At 44.4% G+C, this 19,450-nt stretch carries 21 protein-coding genes; 17 read left to right on the top strand and 4 right to left on the bottom strand.

Features of this window, described 5'->3' with window-relative positions; genetic code table 11:
- Positions 1 to 162: 162 nt before the first annotated feature.
- The 8 genes from GT1_RS17740 to GT1_RS17705 all read left to right on the top strand — a co-directional run bounded on the left by GT1_RS17740 (position 163) and on the right by GT1_RS17705 (position 8,570).
- Positions 163 to 1,125: a TAXI family TRAP transporter solute-binding subunit gene (locus GT1_RS17740; RefSeq protein WP_188399827.1), complete on the top strand. Its 963-nt coding sequence runs from the start codon at positions 163 to 165 to the stop codon at positions 1,123 to 1,125.
- Positions 1,126 to 1,176: 51 nt separating this feature from the next.
- Complete coding sequence (locus tag GT1_RS17735) at positions 1,177 to 1,662, top strand: DUF1850 domain-containing protein (RefSeq protein ID WP_188399826.1); 486 nt, start codon at positions 1,177 to 1,179, stop codon at positions 1,660 to 1,662.
- Between the two features lie 50 nt (positions 1,663 to 1,712).
- A complete protein-coding gene (locus tag GT1_RS17730; RefSeq protein ID WP_188399825.1) occupies positions 1,713 to 3,671 on the top strand; it encodes a TRAP transporter permease in 1,959 nt (652 codons plus the stop codon).
- Positions 3,672 to 3,887: 216 nt separating this feature from the next.
- A complete protein-coding gene (locus GT1_RS17725) occupies positions 3,888 to 4,751 on the top strand; it encodes a transporter substrate-binding domain-containing protein (RefSeq protein WP_188399824.1) in 864 nt (287 codons plus the stop codon).
- Positions 4,752 to 4,908: 157 nt separating this feature from the next.
- Positions 4,909 to 5,703 carry an amino acid ABC transporter permease gene (locus GT1_RS17720; protein WP_188399823.1) on the top strand — a complete coding sequence of 265 codons (795 nt, stop codon included), beginning with the start codon at positions 4,909 to 4,911 and terminating at the stop codon, positions 5,701 to 5,703.
- A gap of 40 nt (positions 5,704 to 5,743) precedes the next feature.
- Positions 5,744 to 6,469 carry an amino acid ABC transporter ATP-binding protein gene (locus GT1_RS17715; RefSeq protein WP_223226350.1) on the top strand — a complete coding sequence of 242 codons (726 nt, stop codon included), beginning with the start codon at positions 5,744 to 5,746 and terminating at the stop codon, positions 6,467 to 6,469.
- A 162-nt stretch (positions 6,470 to 6,631) separates the two neighbouring features.
- A complete protein-coding gene (locus GT1_RS17710; protein WP_188399821.1) occupies positions 6,632 to 7,594 on the top strand; it encodes a copper amine oxidase N-terminal domain-containing protein in 963 nt (320 codons plus the stop codon).
- A 376-nt stretch (positions 7,595 to 7,970) separates the two neighbouring features.
- The gene (locus GT1_RS17705) at positions 7,971 to 8,570 is read left to right on the top strand and encodes a flavodoxin family protein (RefSeq protein WP_223226345.1); all 600 of its coding nucleotides are present in this window, start codon (positions 7,971 to 7,973) and stop codon (positions 8,568 to 8,570) included.
- Positions 8,571 to 8,579: 9 nt separating this feature from the next.
- Here the strand turns inward: GT1_RS17705 and GT1_RS17700 are convergent, their stop codons facing one another.
- From GT1_RS17700 to GT1_RS17690, 3 genes are all read right to left on the bottom strand, one after another.
- A complete protein-coding gene (locus tag GT1_RS17700) occupies positions 8,580 to 9,014 on the bottom strand; it encodes a universal stress protein (RefSeq protein ID WP_075754014.1) in 435 nt (144 codons plus the stop codon).
- 203 nt (positions 9,015 to 9,217) lie between these two features.
- Positions 9,218 to 9,583, bottom strand: coding sequence for a hypothetical protein (locus GT1_RS17695; protein ID WP_188399820.1), 366 nt, complete (start codon positions 9,581 to 9,583; stop codon positions 9,218 to 9,220).
- Between the two features lie 181 nt (positions 9,584 to 9,764).
- Positions 9,765 to 10,223, bottom strand: a complete 459-nt coding sequence (locus GT1_RS17690; RefSeq protein ID WP_075754018.1) for a hypothetical protein — start codon at positions 10,221 to 10,223, stop codon at positions 9,765 to 9,767.
- Positions 10,224 to 10,324: 101 nt separating this feature from the next.
- Between GT1_RS17690 and GT1_RS17685 the strand changes: the two genes are divergently transcribed.
- Positions 10,325 to 10,816 carry a GNAT family N-acetyltransferase gene (locus tag GT1_RS17685; RefSeq protein WP_223226344.1) on the top strand — a complete coding sequence of 164 codons (492 nt, stop codon included), beginning with the start codon at positions 10,325 to 10,327 and terminating at the stop codon, positions 10,814 to 10,816.
- Between the two features lie 134 nt (positions 10,817 to 10,950).
- On the opposite strand, the gene GT1_RS17680 is transcribed toward GT1_RS17685, so the two are convergent.
- Positions 10,951 to 11,763: an alpha/beta fold hydrolase gene (locus tag GT1_RS17680; protein WP_188399819.1), complete on the bottom strand. Its 813-nt coding sequence runs from the start codon at positions 11,761 to 11,763 to the stop codon at positions 10,951 to 10,953.
- Positions 11,764 to 12,014: 251 nt separating this feature from the next.
- Between GT1_RS17680 and GT1_RS17675 the strand changes: the two genes are divergently transcribed.
- From GT1_RS17675 to GT1_RS17645, 8 genes are all read left to right on the top strand, one after another.
- Positions 12,015 to 13,517 carry a 4Fe-4S dicluster domain-containing protein gene (locus GT1_RS17675; RefSeq protein WP_223226343.1) on the top strand — a complete coding sequence of 501 codons (1,503 nt, stop codon included), beginning with the start codon at positions 12,015 to 12,017 and terminating at the stop codon, positions 13,515 to 13,517.
- 108 nt (positions 13,518 to 13,625) lie between these two features.
- Positions 13,626 to 15,098: a YdiU family protein gene (locus tag GT1_RS17670; protein ID WP_188399818.1), complete on the top strand. Its 1,473-nt coding sequence runs from the start codon at positions 13,626 to 13,628 to the stop codon at positions 15,096 to 15,098.
- A 219-nt stretch (positions 15,099 to 15,317) separates the two neighbouring features.
- Positions 15,318 to 15,812 carry a hypothetical protein gene (locus GT1_RS17665; protein WP_075754026.1) on the top strand — a complete coding sequence of 165 codons (495 nt, stop codon included), beginning with the start codon at positions 15,318 to 15,320 and terminating at the stop codon, positions 15,810 to 15,812.
- 407 nt (positions 15,813 to 16,219) lie between these two features.
- On the top strand, positions 16,220 to 16,438 hold the full coding sequence (locus GT1_RS17660; protein ID WP_223226342.1) for a hypothetical protein: 219 nt from the start codon (positions 16,220 to 16,222) through the stop codon (positions 16,436 to 16,438).
- A gap of 258 nt (positions 16,439 to 16,696) precedes the next feature.
- The gene (locus tag GT1_RS17655) at positions 16,697 to 17,260 is read left to right on the top strand and encodes an acyloxyacyl hydrolase (protein ID WP_188399816.1); all 564 of its coding nucleotides are present in this window, start codon (positions 16,697 to 16,699) and stop codon (positions 17,258 to 17,260) included.
- Between the two features lie 141 nt (positions 17,261 to 17,401).
- Positions 17,402 to 17,530, top strand: coding sequence for a hypothetical protein (locus GT1_RS22580; RefSeq protein WP_255430463.1), 129 nt, complete (start codon positions 17,402 to 17,404; stop codon positions 17,528 to 17,530).
- 183 nt (positions 17,531 to 17,713) lie between these two features.
- Positions 17,714 to 18,874, top strand: coding sequence for an MFS transporter (locus GT1_RS17650; protein WP_188399815.1), 1,161 nt, complete (start codon positions 17,714 to 17,716; stop codon positions 18,872 to 18,874).
- A 93-nt stretch (positions 18,875 to 18,967) separates the two neighbouring features.
- Positions 18,968 to 19,327 (top strand): cupin domain-containing protein, encoded by a 360-nt coding sequence (locus tag GT1_RS17645; RefSeq protein ID WP_188399814.1) that lies wholly within the window; start codon positions 18,968 to 18,970, stop codon positions 19,325 to 19,327.
- The last annotated feature ends 123 nt before the right edge of the window (positions 19,328 to 19,450 follow it).

Genomic DNA, 19,450 nt, shown 5'->3' with positions numbered 1-19,450 from the left:
GTGTTTATATAAACTAATTATGTTTACATTGAGAAGAAAATAGTGCGCTCCTGGTGAAATAAAATTTTATATTTGCAGGAAATCTCTTATAAGGCGCGAATACAAAAAAATGTAAATTGGTAAAAGGAATGCTTTTACCTTATTTGATTGGGAGGGGAAAGTATGAAAAAAGTGTTGTCAATTTTAGCCGTGTCCATGCTCCTTATTGGAATGCTGGCCGGCTGTGGTGGAGGAAAGTCCACAGAACAAGCAGCGGCAAAGAAAGAATTTGTAAACATTGCTACCGGTGGCACTGCGGGAACATATTATCCCTTGGGTGGAGCTATTGCAGAAATTCTTAACAAAAATGTTGCCAATGTAAATGCCAGTGCGCAAAGCACCGGTGCTTCGGTAGCCAATATCAATATGCTTAAAGACGGCAAAGTTGAAATGGCGTTAGTGCAAAATGATATTGCCTATTATGCCGTCAAAGGAACCGAGATGTTCACCGATAAGCAGGTTCCCAGCTTGAAGGCCATTGCTACCTTATATCCTGAAACCATTCAAATTGTAACCGTGGACAAAACCGGCATCAAAAGCATTGCTGATTTGAAAGGCAAGCGTATTGCCGTTGGTGCGGCAGGCAGCGGTACTGAGGCAAATGCCCGCCAAATTCTTGAAACCTATGGCATTACTTATGATGATATTAAAGTCCAGTATCTGTCCTTTGGCGAAGCGGCCAGCGGCCTTAAAGACGGAAATGTTGATGTTGCTTTTGTAACCGCCGGTTTCCCGACGGCAGCGATTCAGGATATTGCTGCCCAGCATAAGGTTGTGCTTATTCCGGTGGAAGCTGATAAAGCCGATGCCTTAATCAAAAAATATCCTTTCTATGCAAAAGTTACCATTCCGGTGAACGCTTATCCTAATCAGGCCGCCGATATCCCGGCCGTAGCGGTCAAGGCTATGCTGGTAGTCACCGACAAAATGAATGCTGATCTTACTTTCAATATTACCAAAGCGATATACGATAACCTGGAGCGTTTGAAAGCCGCTCATTCTGTCGGCAAGATGATTACTAAAGAAAATTCCCAGGAAGGGATGTCTATCGAATTACATCCTGGCGCTGCCAAATTCTTTAAATAGTCACTCTGGGAGGGAATGCCGGACAACAGGTAACCCGTTGTCCGGCTTTTTATGATAAGAATACGATTTTATCCGGTTGTTGCCGCCATTGTCATTGGCGGATTTATCATTTGGTTCGTTGGAGTCATATTGCAGCCACATGTATTCATTGAGACAACTCAGGGAATTTATCAAACCGTTCCGGTAAAATCCGGCGAGCAGCTAAGTCTCTCCTTTGTCCATTCTGTGCAAAGGACACCGGTTATTGAAAATTTTACTATTGAAGACTCGGGTATTTTTATTTTGGAATCTACCGAGTATCAATCTTTTGGGGTAGGACTTCCTTTTTTGGCGGAAGACGGGATTTTCCAGGCAGAGAAGGATAAATTTGTTATGAAGGGAATGAACAGGCCTGAGCAGTGCTTACGCCTGCGTACCGGGCCGGAAGCAAAATTATCGTTGACTTATGCTGGCCGGACCATTCCTCTCTACAGCGTATTTCCGGCAGGAACTCTCGTTACTGTTCGGGTGGAGCCGCTGTATTCCCGCTGGTTTTGAGAGGATGCTTCCATTCCGGATGCATTATATATTTTTTCGCACAAAAGGTGATGGGAGGCGAATTTGATTCAATGAAGCAAAGTCTTTCAGCTGAAGAAATTTTAAAAAAATATGACAAAGAATCCGACTCACGTCAGTATACCGGCCCTATGTCCTATATTATCAGTGTTCTTGCTATCGTTTTTTCCCTGTTTCAATTATATACTGCCATATTTGGCGTTCTGGATGCTCACTTGCAACGGGCAATCCATCTGGGGTTTGGACTCGCGCTTGTTTATTTGCTGTATCCGGCGCGTAAATCCTGGTCAAGAAGCAAATTACATCCTTTTGATTTGTTGATGGCGATTCTTGGTGCCGTGGCTCCTTTATATATTGTCATGCTCTACCAGGAGCTTGTTTTGAGGGCCGGTACGGTGACAAGCAGCGATTTTGTTATGGGCTTACTGGGGATTGTGCTGGTTCTGGAAGCTGCCCGGCGGGTTGTTGGATGGCCCATGGTCATTGTCGCGTGTGCCTTTATTGTGTATGCTTTTGCCGGGCCTTATATGCCGGATATGCTGGCACATAAAGGCGTTGATATCGGTGAGTTGGTCGGACATTTATTCTTTACTACCGAAGGCATCTTCGGTATTCCCTTGGGAGTTTCTTCCACATTTATCTTTTTGTTTATTTTGTTTGGTGCGTATTTGGAAATGACCGGTCTGGGCAAATTTTTTATTGATATAGCCAATGCTGTAGCCGGCTGGGCTAGAGGCGGACCAGCCAAGGTTGCTGTTTTATCCAGTGCTTTAATGGGAACTGTTTCCGGCAGTTCGGTTGCCAATGTTGTCGGCACAGGCAGTCTTACGATTCCCATGATGAAAAAGCTTGGTTATAAGCCGGAATTTGCCGGGGCAGTTGAAGCGACTGCCTCAACAGGCGGACAGCTAATGCCGCCTGTCATGGGAGCTGCGGCTTTCCTTATGGCTGAATTTGTTGGCATTCCTTATATTGAGGTAGTTAAGGCAGCTGTTATTCCGGCCGTTCTTTATTACGCCGGCATTTGGATCGGGATTCATTTTGAAGCCCGCAAGGAAGGCTTGCAAGGCATTCCCCGGAAAGAACTGCCTAAGTTTAAGGAGCTATTCCTTGAACGGGGTCATCTGGCATTGCCTTTGATCGTCATTGTTTATCTACTGGTTGCAGGCTATACGCCGATGAAAGCCGCTTTGTGGGCAATTGTTCTTGCCATTGTCGCCTCTATGCTGCGAAAATCTACCAGAATAACTCCCAAACAAATCATTCAGGGTTTGGAGAATGGTGCTCGCGGCGTGCTGGGGGTTTTGGTGGCCTGCGCCACTGCCGGCATTATTATTGGTGTTGTTACCAAGACCGGGATTGGGTTAAAGCTGGCGTCAGCGCTGATTGAGCTGGCTGGTGGGCAGCTGCTGCCGGCCATGTTCTTTACTATGATTACCTCGCTGATCCTGGGAATGGGTGTCCCCACAACAGCTAACTATGTAATTACCTCGACGATTGCTGCTCCGGCACTGGTTCAGTTGGGAGTACCTATATTGGCAGCGCATATGTTTGTTTTTTACTTCGGAATTATTGCCGATATTACTCCACCGGTAGCGTTGGCTGCGTTTGCCGGCGCAGGCATTGCCGGTGCGGCGCCGATGCGAACAGGTGTTAATGCGGCAAAGCTGGCGATAGCGGCCTTTATTGTTCCGTATATCTTTGTGCTTTCACCGATATTGCTGATGATTGGCGCAACAGCAGGCTCAATACTTTTTAGCAGCCTAACCGCCATTTGCGGGATGATGGGCTTGAGTATAGCGATGGTGGGCTACTGTATCACCGACGCCAATTATATTGAACGGGCCCTCTTTTTCCTGGGGGGGATTTTGATGGTTGATCCAGGCTTGGTTACCGATGCCATCGGACTGGTTATTTTGCTTAGTGTTACAGGTGTTCAAATTATGAAGGCTCGCCGGCAAAAGCAGAATGCCAAGGGAGCAGCTCAATAACACCTGGGAGATCCCGGGTTTGGGCATAGATAATTGTACAAGAGGCAGGTTCTTCGGAAGCTGCCTCTTGTGCTAGGTATTTTACTTGATAAAGTAACAATAAATATATTTCGATATCGCCAGATATAATGTATACAGCTTGACATTTATTCCTATGGATTGCTACAATTATACGTGTTGACTTATTAAAGAGAGTAAGGGGAAGGTTGAGCGAGGATGAAAAATTACAAAACGATGTTAAGGATGGTACTTTGCTTAGCAATAGTCGCTTTTGGTGTGATGTTGGCCGGATGTTCCAGTGATAAAAAAGCAGCAGAGAACAAACCGGCGGACAAAAAGGTGTTGCGCGTTGGTATGGAATGTGGTTATGCTCCGTTTAATTGGACGCAGACTACGCCTGATAACGGAGCGGTACAAATCAAAGGCAGTCAGGAATATGCCTTGGGCTATGATGTGATGATTGCTAAAAAGATTGCCGACTCTATGGGGTATGAACTGGAAATACATAAAATTGAGTGGGATGGCTTGGCCCCTGCTATAAACGCCGGTAAGATTGACGCAGCTATCGCTGGCATGAGTATTACCAGCAAGCGTAAAGAAACAGTGGATTTTTCTTCTGTTTATTACAATGCGGATATTGTTGCCCTTACGAAGAAAAACACCCCTTTTGCTGATGCTAAGAATCTGGAAGGCCTTAAAGGCGCTGTTGCTACATCGCAGCTTAATACCGTTTGGTATGACTTGCTAAAACAAATTCCTGATGCGAAAATCCAACCTGCTATTGATAATGTTCCAGGAATGATTGTAGCCCTGACTTCCGGTAAGGTAGATGTTGTGGCTACCGATAAGCCGACGGCTATGGCTGCCGTATATGCCAATCCCGGATTAGTTATGCTGGACTTTAAAGATGGACAAGGCTTTAAAGTAGAAAAAGAAGAAGTTGAAATGGGTATTGCGGTTGCTAAAGGAACCAGTGCAGACCTGCTGAAGAAAATTAATACAGCACTGAGTACAATGACAGAAGCTGATCGCGATAAAATGATGGAAGAAGCCATTAAGAAACAACCATTAGCGAAATAATCAGTAGTACTTAGGGATGGCAGCCGCCATCCCTAAGATTTGTTATCCTAACAGCAAGTATAACTTTTTTAAAAACAAGATAAGGGCAATATCGACTTATGCCGTCGCTAAAGGCGGTACAAGCCGTGTTTTCCTTATTGATCAAGGTGGAAAAAACATGACAAGTGCTATGCCGGTAACCTTTTTTGAGTGGGTTTATTTTCTTCTCCAGCAATATGGTGCACTTTTTGTAAAAGGTGCCCTTGTTACACTGCTATTGGCTGTCGGTGGTACCATCATCGGCTGTGTAATTGGTTTATTTGTCGGTATTTTGCAAACTATCCCGATTAATCCTAAGGATGGGATTGTTAAACGAGGCTTTTTTCGGTGCATCAGAGCCCTCCTGGCTGCCTATGTTGAGTTGTTCCGCGGTACACCTATGATAGTGCAGGCAATGGTTGTATATTACGGCTCGATGCAGGTTTACGATATTGATATGTCACCGTTGTTCGCAGGCTTTTTGGTGGTGTCTGTAAATACCGGTGCCTATATGGCGGAGACTGTCCGCGGCGGCATCATCTCCATTGATGTTGGTCAAAAAGAAGCTGCCAAAGCTATTGGCATGAATCATTTTCAACTTATGTCCTATGTTATTTTGCCGCAGGCTTTACGCAATATTATGCCGCAAATTGGCAACAACCTGATTATTAATATTAAGGATACCTCGGTACTTAATGTTATTTCGGTAACTGAGCTATACTTCTTGTCCAAATCGGCCGCAGGGGCCTATTACCGGTATTTTGAAGTATTCTTTATTACTTGTGCGATTTACTTTATCATGACCTTTGCCGTATCCCGCTTTTTACTCTGGATAGAAAAGCGTATGGATGGTCCTGACAACTATGCTCTGGTTCCGTATGATCCTTTGGCTGATCCCTGTGGGCCGTTTACTCCAACGAAAGGCGGGAATTAGACAGATGGATAATAAAATTTCCGCAAAGAGCTCACAGCAGGTGCTGAAAATTAAAAACCTGGTTAAGTATTTTGGTAAGCGTGAAATCCTCAGAAATGTTAGTTTTGATGTTTTTCAGGGTGATGTTATTTGCATTATTGGTGCGTCAGGTTCCGGTAAATCGACTATGCTCCGCTGCATCAACATGTTGGAAACACCGACCTCGGGCGAGATCATTCACGCTGACCGGAATGTTGTGGAAGAACAGGACAAGCTCACACTGTACCGGACAAAAGTGGGTATGGTATTTCAACAGTTTAACCTGTTTAATAATATGACTGTACTGGAAAACTGTATGGTAGGTTTAGTCAAGGTGTTAAAGCAGGATAAGCAAACGGCTATGCAAACAGCTCTGCGCTTTTTAGAGAAAGTCGGTATGGCGCAATATATTAATGCCAAGCCGCATCAGCTGTCAGGCGGCCAAAAGCAGAGAGTAGCCATTGCCCGCGCGCTCGCTATCCAGCCACAGGTTCTGCTGATGGACGAACCTACCTCAGCGCTGGACACGCAAATGGTTGGTGAAGTATTGGCCGTTATGCGTGAACTGGCTAAAGAAGGTTTAACCATGCTGATTGTCACCCATGAAATTGCCTTTGCCCGCGACGTTGCCACCAGAATCATTTATGTGGAAGATGGTGTCATTGTAGAGGATGATACACCTGATGTCATCTTCAACCAGCCTAAGGATGCGCGGACGAAAGCCTTTCTTTCACGGGTTACTAACTGAATTAATCAATAAGAGCATTTACCTCCTATGACTGAAACATCTGTCATAGGAGGTGTTTTTTTAGTTTAATAAAAAAACAACAGCAGCGTTACTTTTTGCTGGAATAGACGTTTAATAGTTTGTAGATGCATGATAAGCAAATTGTATGACAGGAGGAAAACAATGAAAAGAATTTTATCAGCCATTCTCGCAATTACAGTGATGGTAAGTATGACAACAGGCTTTGCTCAGGCGGCGGGTGCTGTTGCTGCAGCAGCAACAATCGAAACTCCGGTACCTAAGGTAATTTCTACAAAAGGCAAAATTGCAGAAATTGGCGACAACCGAATAAGGTTTGCCGGAAAAGGTTCATATAACGAAATAGTGCTACATATACAAGAGGGCACTTATATTGTGGATGCAGAGGATGGTACGCACATTCCCTTCACAGACTTAAAAACAGGTGATGCGGTAACAGCTTACTACAGCCCGGTTGTTACCAGAAGTATCCCGCCGCAAAGCAGTGCCATTGCTTTAGTTGTCGGGACACCCGAAACGGGTAATCCGGGTCAGTACATGAAGGTTGCTGCGGTAGAGCAAAGACCGGACGGCAGCGTTAGAGTGCTTTGCACCAATTCAGAAAGACTTGTGACCATTTATCCTGAAATTTTTGCCCAGCCGGCAGCCATCAAAGTCGGTTCTGAGTTAATTGTGTGGTACGATATAATGACAATGAGCATGCCTGCACAGGCAGGTGCAACCAAAGCGGTACTATTGCCGGTTAACGCTGATATAAGAGTCCATACCGGTGCCGGTACAATTGTTATAGATAAAAAAGAATTAGCATTAGGTGAAATTGACATTTTAAAAACCAATGCGAATACAATAATGCTGCCGCTCCGCGTTATTGCCGAAAGTTTGGGCTATACTGTGGTTTGGAATGGCGAGGCAAGAACAGTTGAGCTTCAAAACGGTATGGGGACAATGTCGACTGTGACAATAGGCAGCAACAATTATGGCAGGTTAAAAATGGCTGTTCAGTTAGACACTGCACCGGAAATTGTTAATGGTACAACACTTGTTCCTGTTGAATTCTTTACAGACGTGCTGAATTTGACAGTAGATATAAACGACAGTCATATTTAGCAGAAAGAGATAACAGGTAGAGCATTTACCCCGCCGATAGCGGGCAGGAGATTTTGCTTCATATCCCGGGATAAAACAAGAAAAAGGGGCTTGTCACACTAACTTTTCTTAGTGCGGCAAGCCCCTGCTTTATCGGCTGCAGGCGGGCAGGAAGCTGTTTCAGTCATTAGTTTTGCGGCATTGGCATAATTAAGCCCCCTGCTTGATTGAACAATGCAGTATATAAATGGATACTATAATACAAATAAGTGCGTACTTGCCTAATTATATCCTGGCATGTAGTATTATAGCAGAATAGAAATTTTTTGGAAAGGAGTGACCGCAGGCAGTAATTGTTGCTAGTGCCACCAATGCCAATATCTAAATCATTGTTACAATGAAAGGACGTGTGATTGATTTGAAAGTGATTGCATTTAACGGAAGTCCCAGAATTAATGGCAATACAGCACAAAGCTTGCAAATCGTTCTGGCAGAATTGGAAAAGGAAGGAATCGAGACGGAATTCATCCAACTGGGCGGGCGCAAAGTTTTCGGCTGCCTGGCTTGTGGCAAGTGCTGGGAAACAAAAGATAACCGCTGTATACGCCAGGACGATGAAATGAATACCTTTATCCAGAAGATGATAGAAGCCGACGGAATTATTATTGGTTCTCCCACCTATTTTAGCAATGTGTCCACAGAAGTTAAGGCACTTATTGATCGCTGTGGCTTTGTTGCCAAAGCGAATGGCGGTGATATGCTGCGCGGTAAAATTGGTGCTGCAGTGGTTGCTGTGCGCAGAGCCGGAGCAACGTTTACTTATTCGGCAATCAACTTCTTTTTTGGTATTGCCGAGATGACAATCCCTTCCTCCCACTATTGGAATATGACATTGGCTCTTAATCCGGGTGATGCTCAAAAGGATGAAGAAGGTATCGCAACCTTCCAGACTCTGGGTAAAAATATGGCAGAGCTTTTAAAGCAGGTGAGAGGTTAAGGCCAGGCATTAGTCGGAATCGCGGATGATTAATGTCGGGCAGGCGGCGTAGTGAAGGACATAATTGCTGACACTGCCGATTAAAAGTTTGGCGACATCACTGATACCGCGGCGTCCCATGATAATTAATGAATAGTTGTTTTCCTTGCTTATTTCCGTAATTTTAATGCCGGGATGACCATATTCTATGCGGGTAGTTACATAACCATCAAAATCCTGGAAGATTTCTGATGCTTGCTCTAAAACTTCTTTGCCTCTTTCGTCCAAACTTTCGATTACCGAGCTTGGCACCGCATGGGCACCGGACATAATGTAAGCCGAATGCTGAATGATGTGGAGTAAGGTTACGGAGCTGCCAAATTTCTCAGCAATTTTTCGTGAGTATTTTGCTGCCGCGAGTGCTTCTGTTGAGCCATCAATGGGAACCAAAATTTTTCTAAACATGCTATCCCTCATTTCTTTGTTGATTATCCCGGGTCATAGGATACAGGTAAATTATAATTTCCGTATGTAAGCAGATTTTTCCTCTTTTTGGCGGTTCTGTAATCTGACGTAAAAGGCTCTTAGATAGGGTGCTATTCACCATAAAGAAACCGCCGGCAATTAGTTGCAAACTAATGTCGGCGGTTCTGCTGGTTACCGGCGTATTATTCGTCTGCGTCTTCGTCTTCCGCCAGCTCACTCATTACCTTGACTTTATGTCCGTAGCCGCCAGGCCGGACAAACCCACCGGGGCCAAAACCGCCAAAGCCGAAGCCGCCAGGTCCGAAATTACCAGGGCCAAAGTTACCAGGACCGAAGCCGCCGGAGCCAAAGCTGCCAGGTACATGATTTCTGCAACGCGGGCATATATGATGAAACTGGGGTTCATATTCAAAACCGCATACGGAACAAACCTTAACTACTATACGACAGCATACTTCATAAACTTTAAATTTTTCATTGAATTTTCCTATACATTTTGGTGGTTTACAACCATGGTGCATAGGTCTATCTTCATTACAACGCTCCACACATGCAACCTCCTTTATGCTTTTTAATACATTATATGTTAACTTTTATTTTATGTTACAATAGGAAAATAGAACTCTTGTCAGGAAGGCTATCCCTGGGAGAAAAGAGCAAACAGATGCGTGTTGATACGCAGCTGTTTGCTCATGAGCCTAATCGTGCAGTCGTTGCTTTAGTTTTTTGCTACTTTTCAAATTCTGTGGCAATAAAGGTAATTGGTCCGATAACCGTCGCCGCACTGCCGACATCAAGAAGTTCTGCGGTGAGGAAATAGCTGGGCGGCCTTGAGGACCGTAAATCAAAGTTGCTATCGACATGAGTAAAGCTGGTTACCTTTCTGTTGTCAAAATCGCTTTCGCCGCTGTCAACGACACTGAAAATTAAATTACCTGTTGCGGGGCTGCCGCGCCAAATTTTAAATAACACATTGACCCTGTCTATTCCTGTGCCATTAGTTACCGCCAGCCAGCCGACAGTTGCATTCAAGACCACGGCTCTGCCGCAATCAAAGTTGGAACGCAGGGTAATAGAGGCTAAAGGTGTAGGAGTTGGCGACAAGGTAAGCGGTATAGACACACTCCCGGTTGTATTATTGCGTAATACGTAAAATCTAACATTATTAATCTCGACATCATGACCCATCAGAAGTACCTCCTTACTATATTCTATTAACATAATATTAATTACTAAGGCTAATTGTTACAAATTACTTTATTTAGCAGAACATTGAATTTGGAGGAAACATGGATATGTTAATAATACGAAATGTAAAAAAAGAAGATTTACCTGAGCTTGTAGTCATTGAGCAGCTTTGCTTTTCACCGGCAGAGGCCGCGACGCGAGCAGCGTTTGCAAGACGCATTCAATTTATTCCGGATAGTTTTTTTATAGCGGAAGCGAATGGCAGCATCATCGGCTTAGTGAACGGACCGGTCATTAACACCGCTTTCATTACTGATGACTTGTTTGGTGATATAAAAGAAAATCCTGCGTTTGGCGGCCATCAAAGTATTTTAGGATTAGCGGTGGCCCCAGCCTTTCAAAAACGGGGTATAGCTTCAAAGCTGCTTACACATCTCGAAAAAGAAGCAAGAATGAAGCAACGTGAAACAATTACCCTTACCTGTAAGGAGAACTTAATTCATTTCTATGAAAGTCACGGGTATCTCAACAACGGTGTTTCAAGCTCTGAGCATGGTGGAGCCATTTGGTACAACATGAGTAAAAAGCTGTAATAAATATCATTTCCAGACCTATTCGCGGGCAGGTGTATATGCAATTAAAACAAGCTGGGCAGGCCTCTTATGACAGATACAACTGCTGTAGGAGGCTTGTCTTTACAATTTTGGCAAGCCTGTTATTCCCCCCTTTACTCATCAATAAAATCTGTCAATTCCTTATTGAACTTATCACACTCGTCATAAAATAATCCGTGACCGCTATATTGGAACGGCACAAGCTTGGCGTTTCTAATTCCTTTCTTTTGGGCAAGTGCCAATGGGAATAAACAAACTTTGTCATGAATGCCATGAAGAATTAAAGTAGGAACCTGGATTTTTCCAAGATCAGAAAAAAGTTCCTCATCCAGCCAGGCAGCCGCAACCGCCGCGGTGGACCAGCTTGCTGCCTGCAGCCCCAGGTTGAAGAACCAATCTGAGAGAGGCTGGGTTATATGCTGAAAGAAAAACATATTTCCAAATCCCCGTAACATTTCCGGACGGTCAGTATAGGTTCCCTGAATGATACGGGTTACATCTTCCCGCTGTAACCCGTAAGGGAAATAGGGACGCTGGATCAGGCTGGGAGCCGCAGCTGCAAACAGGGCTAGCTTGGATACCCTGAATCCCCTGTGGCGGGCCATGTAGCGGATGGCAATTGCTCCACCGGTGGAATGGCCCGCAAGTGTAAAGTCGTGCAAATCGAGTGCTTCTACCACACAACGAATATCATCTGCCAGGGTATCGTAGTCGTAGCCTCTCCAGGGCTTATCGGAATTGCCGAATCCCCTGGTGTCTACGCCAACGCATCGATAGCCCATCTTGGGAAGCTGGTTAAACTGATATTCAAACATCTGATAGTTTGCCGGCCAACCGTGTATAAATAAAATTGTTTTATCGCCTTCCGGGTTAAGGTCCTCTACATAAACGTTTACGTCCGGTTCTACGTCAATATATAATCCCACATAAAGGCCTCCTCTAAGTTTTAATTCCTTATATTATGTTATGCGCTTTGTAGTAGTCGGGTGATATCTGTTATGCCTGAGAAGAGGCGTAAACATGGTCCACGCGATAGTTTGCTGTTTGTTTATCGGATGACTAAGATTCAGAAGGGGAAGGGAATAGAACTTTTTTGTTGAAAATAATAATCTAAGTTCTTTTTATTTAGTTGCAGCAATAATCCTAATTTATTTATTCAAATGGAGGTAGCAATCCTATGGCAATATCTCAAACTACAGAAGTTGTAAGAATTCGCAGCCAGGTTTTAGAAGAAATTACGAAAATGGCATATGAGAACCGTCTGGAAAAAGACATTGTGAATGTGAGGGATATTATCGTATCTGAGGAGGGACCCCGTTATCGGTGCTGTATTCATAAAGAGAAAGCGGTGTTGCGTCAACGCATTAATCTGACCTTGAGTCAATCGTTGAAGCTGTCTCAGGAAGAAGCCGCCGCGGCGGCTTTGGCCGGCAAAGTGGAAGACATGCCTCTCATTACGGTAATGCCGGAAGCTTGCGACCAGTGCCCGATAGATAAATATTTGGTTACCGATGCCTGCCGCAATTGTTTGGCGCATAACTGTATCCACAGTTGTCCTAAAGAAGCCATTATGGTGGTACAGAACCGGGCCTATATAGATAAAAACCGTTGTGTGGAATGCGGCCTGTGCAAAAAATCCTGCCAATATGGCGCCATTATTGAGATAAGTCGACCGTGCGAACGGGTATGTGCCGTCAAAGCTATTGTTGCCGGTGGTGACCGTAAGGCAGTAATTGACCAGAAAAAGTGCGTTGAGTGCGGATCATGCCGGGAAGCTTGTCCTTTTGGCGCTATCGGCGATAGTTCTGCAGTAGTCCAGGTTATCCAGCACATTCTAAACGGCAAGCAGGTATATGCTATGCTGGCACCGGCTTTTGCCGGACATTTTGGCCCTAAAACTAAACCAGGCCAAATCGTTGAGGCAATTAAACAGTTAGGTTTTTATGCGGTACAAGAAGTGGCCTACGGAGCCGATATTGTAACCCTTAACGAAGCCAAAGAATTTTTGGCAACTGTGCCTGAACAGCGTCCATTCATGACCTCATCCTGCTGCCCGGCCTTTGTTACTATGATCGAGAAGCATTTTTCAGATATCAAAGATAGGATATCCTCTACTGTTTCACCGATGCTGGCAACAGCCCGGCTGATTAAAGCCAATAATCCGGCCGCGGTTACCGTTTTTATCGGGCCCTGTATTGCCAAAAAGGCGGAAGCCCGCAAGCATGCCGGATTAGTGGATTATGCCCTTACCTTTGAAGAACTGACCGCTATGTTTGCCGGCAAGAGAATTGAGCTTGACTTGGTGCCTGACAAGGGTTTTGAGTCGGCCGCTTCAGGTACTGCAAACGGTTTTGCCTGTGCCGGCGGATTGGTGAAAGCAGTCCAGTCCGCAGTAGCCGGGCTTGATCCTGAAGCTATCGTCAAACCTCTTAATGCCGAAGGAATTGAGAGTTGTGCGGAAGCTGTGCAGCAGCTCCGGGCTGGCAAAGTAGAGGCAAATTTCCTGGAGGGCATGTCGTGTTACGGCGGCTGCATTGGTGGTCCCGGTGGGCTGGCCAATGTCCGGGTAGCTAAAAAACTGGTGGACAACTTTACTCAAAAATCCGCAGCTGCCACCGCTTTGGACAATGAATCGGCCGCTATTGACAACGAAAAGATCGGACACTGGCATTGCCGATAGCAGTTCGTAAAAAAACAGAAATTAAAAAATCATAGACTATCTATGGTTTTTTGTTTATGCAAAAAGAAAAACTAAATACAACAGACTAACAGACGCAAAGGAGATACGATGATGGAGGAAAATGCAATAGCTGAAACAGGATGGAATCTGGACAACAGTTATGCCCGCCTGCCGCAAGCATTTTTTAGCAGCCTTAATCCAACCCCTGTACGCTCACCTAACCTGGTGTTGCTTAATCATCCTTTGGCAACATCCCTGGGTCTGAATGTCCAGGCACTGCAGAGACAAGCTGGTGTGGCCGCGCTTGCCGGCAATCGTATCCCTGACGGTGCTTTGCCGCTTGCTCAGGCATATGCGGGTCATCAATTCGGGCAATTTACGATGTTGGGAGACGGCCGGGCGCTATTGCTTGGCGAACAGATCACTCCCCAGGGTGAACGGTTCGATATCCAGCTCAAGGGTTCAGGCAGAACTCCCTATTCCCGCCGGGGTGACGGGCGTGCGGCACTTGGACCGATGCTGCGTGAATACATTATCAGCGAAGCCATGCATGCGCTGGGAATTGCCACCACCCGCAGTCTGGCGGTGGTAACAACCGGTGAGCCGGTGCTCCGCGAAACCGCACAGCCTGGCGCAATTCTGACCCGTGTGGCGGCAAGTCATCTACGTGTCGGAACTTTTCAATATGTTTCGAACTGGGGTACCCTTGAGGAGCTCCGGGTCCTGGCTGACTATACTCTAAAGCGTCATTTTCCCAACATTGAAACCGATGGAAATCGATACCTTGCGCTGCTCCGGGAAGTGGTCCGGCGTCAGGCGGCACTGATTGCCAAATGGCAACTGGTGGGCTTTATCCACGGAGTAATGAACACCGATAACATGACCATTAGTGGGGAGACCATTGATTATGGCCCTTGTGCTTTTATGGATACCTTTGACCCGGCGACCGTCTTCAGCTCCATTGACCTTCAAGGCCGCTATGCCTATGGCAACCAGCCGCATATTGCCGGGTGGAATCTCGCTCGCTTTGCTGAAACTCTATTGCCGCTGCTGCATGCCGATCAAGAGCAGGCTGTTAAACTGGCGCAGGATGCGATTGCCGATTTTGCCGAGTTGTATCACCGCAATTGGCTTGCGGGAATGAGAGCAAAACTGGGAATAGTTAACCAAGAGGCACAGGATACGGCTCTCATTACAGAACTTCTCCGTATCATGCAGCAGTATCGCGCAGACTATACCAACACCTTCCTGGCATTAACTTTTGCCAAACCGGAAGATACGGTTCTGTTTGGCACCGCCGAGTTTGCTCAGTGGTATGAACTATGGCAGGCGAGACTAGGCAGGCAGCAAGAATCAAAAGCTGCCGCTGACCAGTTGATGCGCAGCCATAACCCTGCGGTAATTCCCCGCAACCATCGTGTCGAAGCCGTACTGGCAGCCGCAATGCAAGGAGATTACAGCCCGATGCAACGGTTCCTGGATGTCCTGGCAAGCCCTTACGCACACTCACCGGAACAAGCCGCTTACTCCAAGCCGCCTGAGCCATCAACCCTTCCTTACCAAACCTTTTGCGGTACCTGATGTGAGTCAAGATGAGTCAAGAGACGGTTCCCTTGAGTCAGGGAACGGTTCTCTGACTCATTTTGTATTTTTGAAAAAATGTGATAGGCATACTAATTCTAAGAAAAATCTAAAAAACATCAGGTAAAATTTTCTTAGTAGATAATTATATGGGTAAGTTACTTACCTCAAAGAAAAAAGAGCTTGGTAGAAGAGTTATAATTTAAAGGAGGAGTTACAATGAAAAAGAGTTTACTTATTTTAGGGGCGTTCGTTACTTTGAGTGCAGGGACGGCTTTTGCCGCGCCGCTTAACAATCTGGATAACGGACAAACGGCAGTGGGGGTAAGTGGTGATACGGTCTATATTGAACATAAGCTTGCTGACCGTTTTACGATTGGCTATCAATCCATTGACCGTGATTACTATGGTGATATGAAAGACTTTTATGGGCAGTATCAGTTTTCTAATAATCTCAAAGGCATAATTGGCCACCGGGATTTTGATTATAATGATTCATCCATGTATCTCGGCCTGGGTTTGCAGGGGCCGTTGGCGCCAAAGCTTGATGGTTTTGCTGCTTTCATAGCTGGCGATGAATTTAACGAAGTACAAGTAGGTGCCGGCTATCAAATAGCTGCTAATGTTGATCTTAATCTTACATACACCAATTTTATGCCTGATCATGGCAGGGATAAAGATGAATTTGCCATTGGTGCAACCCTTAAGTTTTAAAGCCGGACGGGTGTAGTAATCTATACAACAAATCCACCGTTCCCTACACAGGGACAACGGTGGATTTATTGTTTTCCTTGCTGGTTTATCCACAGGTTATTAAACTTGTCCTTTTAAAATCATTGAAAATAATTATCATTGGTGTTAGAATATAAATATCGTTACAATAATGCTTTATCCTGAGATTAACCCGCTCTAAAACTCCCATCTTCTACAAGTGGGAGTCAAGAGCGGCTAAGTCCCAGGATAAGGGCGACTTAGCTTCAGGCAGGTTCTTGGGTTTTTCGTAAAATAATATGAGGAAGTGTTAACGCATGTGTACTTCGTGTAATGCAGCATTCACAATATTTTCTGTTGAAATTGTTACAAAAGAGCCGGTTAGTACAAATACGGAATTATATAAGGAAATGGCCCGCAGATTGTTTCAAAACAAAGTAATTTCAAATCTTCATGTTGGCAACAATAAAGCCTATACTGTTAATGCCAGGCAAATATTTGGGTTCGATCTTCATTTGGCTAATGCCAATAACCCTCTTACGGTAACTCTTGCTAATGTTGAGAAGGCGCTGAGCGGGGTCCTGGACGATTTTGAAGACTATGATGAGCTGAAGATAGCACTGAATTAAAATGTTACAGCTAAGCATCCTGCGGGGTGCTTTTTATAATTTTTTCAATGAATATCGGAGAGTCCGTGGGGGGCGGAAGCGAAAGAATAGGAGAAGTTCATATTTTTAGTTGCAGCTATGATAATTTAACAGGAAAAAGCATATGAAATACAGAATATTAATTATAGCCATGTATCTTTCGCACAGAAAGTTATGGTTATTTTTGCGTAATGGCAGCTATATAACTGCAATATAGAATCAGCAGGGGAGTGGCGTATTGTGCGTAGATTAATTTGTTTCATAGCGATCATTAATTTTTTTCTGATTTGCCTGCCGGCAAATTCATATTGCTATGCGGCCGAATCCAAGCTTGAGCTGAATTGGGATTACCTGACTCCACACTCAAGTGACCGCGATCTTGATACGGTATCACTACATATACTAGAAAAAATTTCTGAAAAAAAGAGTAAGTCTATTTATAGAGGCATTACAATAACCCGGCCGCGCGGGGATGTAACCTTAAAGCACCGGGAGCCTCAAGACAGTTCCGCGGTCGGCATCGGACCCATTTACATGATTCGCGATGAAAAATATCACTCAGGCAAACTAACGGCAGCATTAGAGATGAGTGGCGGCGTTATCCTATATGACAAAGTATTTCCCGCCGGAGGAAGATATTATAATTTTATGTGGCGGATCGGACCGACATTCAGTTATAAAATCAGCGAAGACTCTTCACTGAATCTCGGATATATGTTCATGCATGTTTCTAATGGTTTTAAAACCCATAATCCCGGGTATGACGCCCATGGAGTTTCCTTTGGCTTTGTAACAAAGTTCTAATTGCTGCATGCGTGCAATTGCACCTGGATAGGATTGTATTAAAAAAGTATTGACCTTTACCGGTAATCAGTGTATATTTGAATTACTAAATAATAGAAGATATTAATTGGCAAAACAACAATAGTGGAAGGGGCGGGGTCATTGAAAAAAGAAGATGATAAACGTAAAGTTGAGGAAGTTTTGGTTTGTGAAGAATCACGTTGTGACAGTGAAGATACCAGTTGCCCGGAACACTGTGAACTAGTTGAAAAGAATGTTCCTGAAAAATAGAATTTGACTATAAGCTGCCTTTGAAACAGGCAGCTTTTTTTGTTTTGGGTAAGGCAGGATATTATTCTTTTGCCGTCATTATGATATAATTAGAAATTAACTGTAGAACAAAGGATATGGATATAGGCCGAACAATAGGATACCATGCTTTTGCAAATGCTGGTATATTAAAGGGGGGTAACAATGAATGAATTTAGCTTGCTCTCAAGAAACTTTGTTTTAGTTTGTCTTTCCGGCTTTTTATATTTCGGCAGCTTTTACTTATTACTGCCGACAATCCCGCAATTTGTAGCAGAATTGGGAGGAACAACAAGCCAGATCGGGATCGTGGTCGGAATTTTTACCATGGCCTCTGTTATCTTACGGCCCTACTTCGGCAAGCAAGCCGATGGCTACGGCCGGAAGAAAATGATGCTATTGGGTGCCGGCTTTTTTTCATTACTATTTGTGCTATATGGGCAGATACAACAGGTTATTCCGTTGTATGTTTTGAGAACATTTCATGGTATTGCCCATGGCTGTTATTTAGCTGCCGCCTTTGCTTATGTTGCAGATTTAGCCCCCCATAACCGGCGCGGAGAAGTCATGGGGGTTTATGGTGTGGCCAATGTGGTGGCGATGGCACTTTTCCCTGCCTGGGGTACTATGATTATCGCGACAACGCATGATTTTTCTCAGTTATTCCTCTATTCTTTCCTTACCGCCGCCGCGGCCTTTTTAGCCACTTGCTGCATTGATGAAATCAGGCCGGAAGCCGGTAATAAACAAACTATCAGTATCTGGGCAGTTGCTCGCCAAAAAGCGGTTATGGTTGCTTCGCTGACTTTTTTTGCGGCGGCCACTTTATATGGCGCAATAATCACCTTTTTGCCTGTATATGCACCCAAACAGGGGATAATTAACTTTGGGATATTTTTTACAACCTACGCAATCTTTACGCTAATCAGCCGGGTATTAGCGGGAAAGCTGTCTGACCGTTACGGACGGCGGAAAGTAATTCTTCCTTTCCTGGCGCTTTTGGCGATAGCCGCTTTTCTACTGCCATTTTTAGAAAGTGTAGAAATGCTGATTATAATAGCCGGGTTCTTTGGGTTGGGATTTGGTGCATTTATGCCTGCACTCAACGCTTTTGTGGTAGACCGGACATTACCTCATGAGAGAGCAAGCGCACTGGCTTTTTTTACTTCGTTTATGGATATTGGCATTACCACCGGGGCAGTGATACTCGGAATTGTCGGAGAGTACTGGGGATACGGGATAATGTATGGTGTGGGCGGATGTATTATCTGTTTAGGATTTATCGGGTTTTCCCTTGGCTCAAAAGAAGCACAGCGCAATATATAATCAAATCCTGCATCCATATGATAATGGTGCAGGATTTTTATTTTCGTAATCGAAGGTGTTATAGATTGCATAAATAGATGGGGAGTGTAAACTATGGAAAAAATAGTTCTTGCGGAGAAATTTAATCTTTTTACAGAGCATTGGAGTCCTAAAATTGTCGCTGAATTAAATGATTCCTATATCAAGCTGGCCAAATTAAAAGGAGAATTTGTTTGGCATCACCATGATGAAGAAGAGGAACTGTTTTTTGTTGTAAAAGGAACATTATTAATAAAATTCAGGGATAAAGAGGTATTGCTGAATGAAGGTGAATGTATTGTCATTCCCAAAGGCGTTGAACATCTTCCTGTTGCAGACGAGGAAGTACATGTAATGCTTATTGAGCCAAAAACAACGTTAAATACTGGTAATGTGGTAAATGAAAGAACAGTTGAAACCTTGAACAAAATATAATTCGTAAAACAATATGAAATCCAATGAAGTTTTAAAAGCTTCATTGGAGGGCACAGAAAATTTTGTGTAAATAAGTTTGAAACATCTTCCTTACTGGCAAGAATAGGAATAAACCTATTTGAG

Origin of the sequence: Sporomusa sp. GT1, from assembly GCF_014634905.1 — a bacterium.
Taxonomy (GTDB): Bacteria; Bacillota; Negativicutes; order Sporomusales; family Sporomusaceae; genus Sporomusa; species Sporomusa sphaeroides.
Note: the sequence above shows the minus strand (reverse complement) of the source record. Positions and strands in the feature narration are given on the sequence as shown.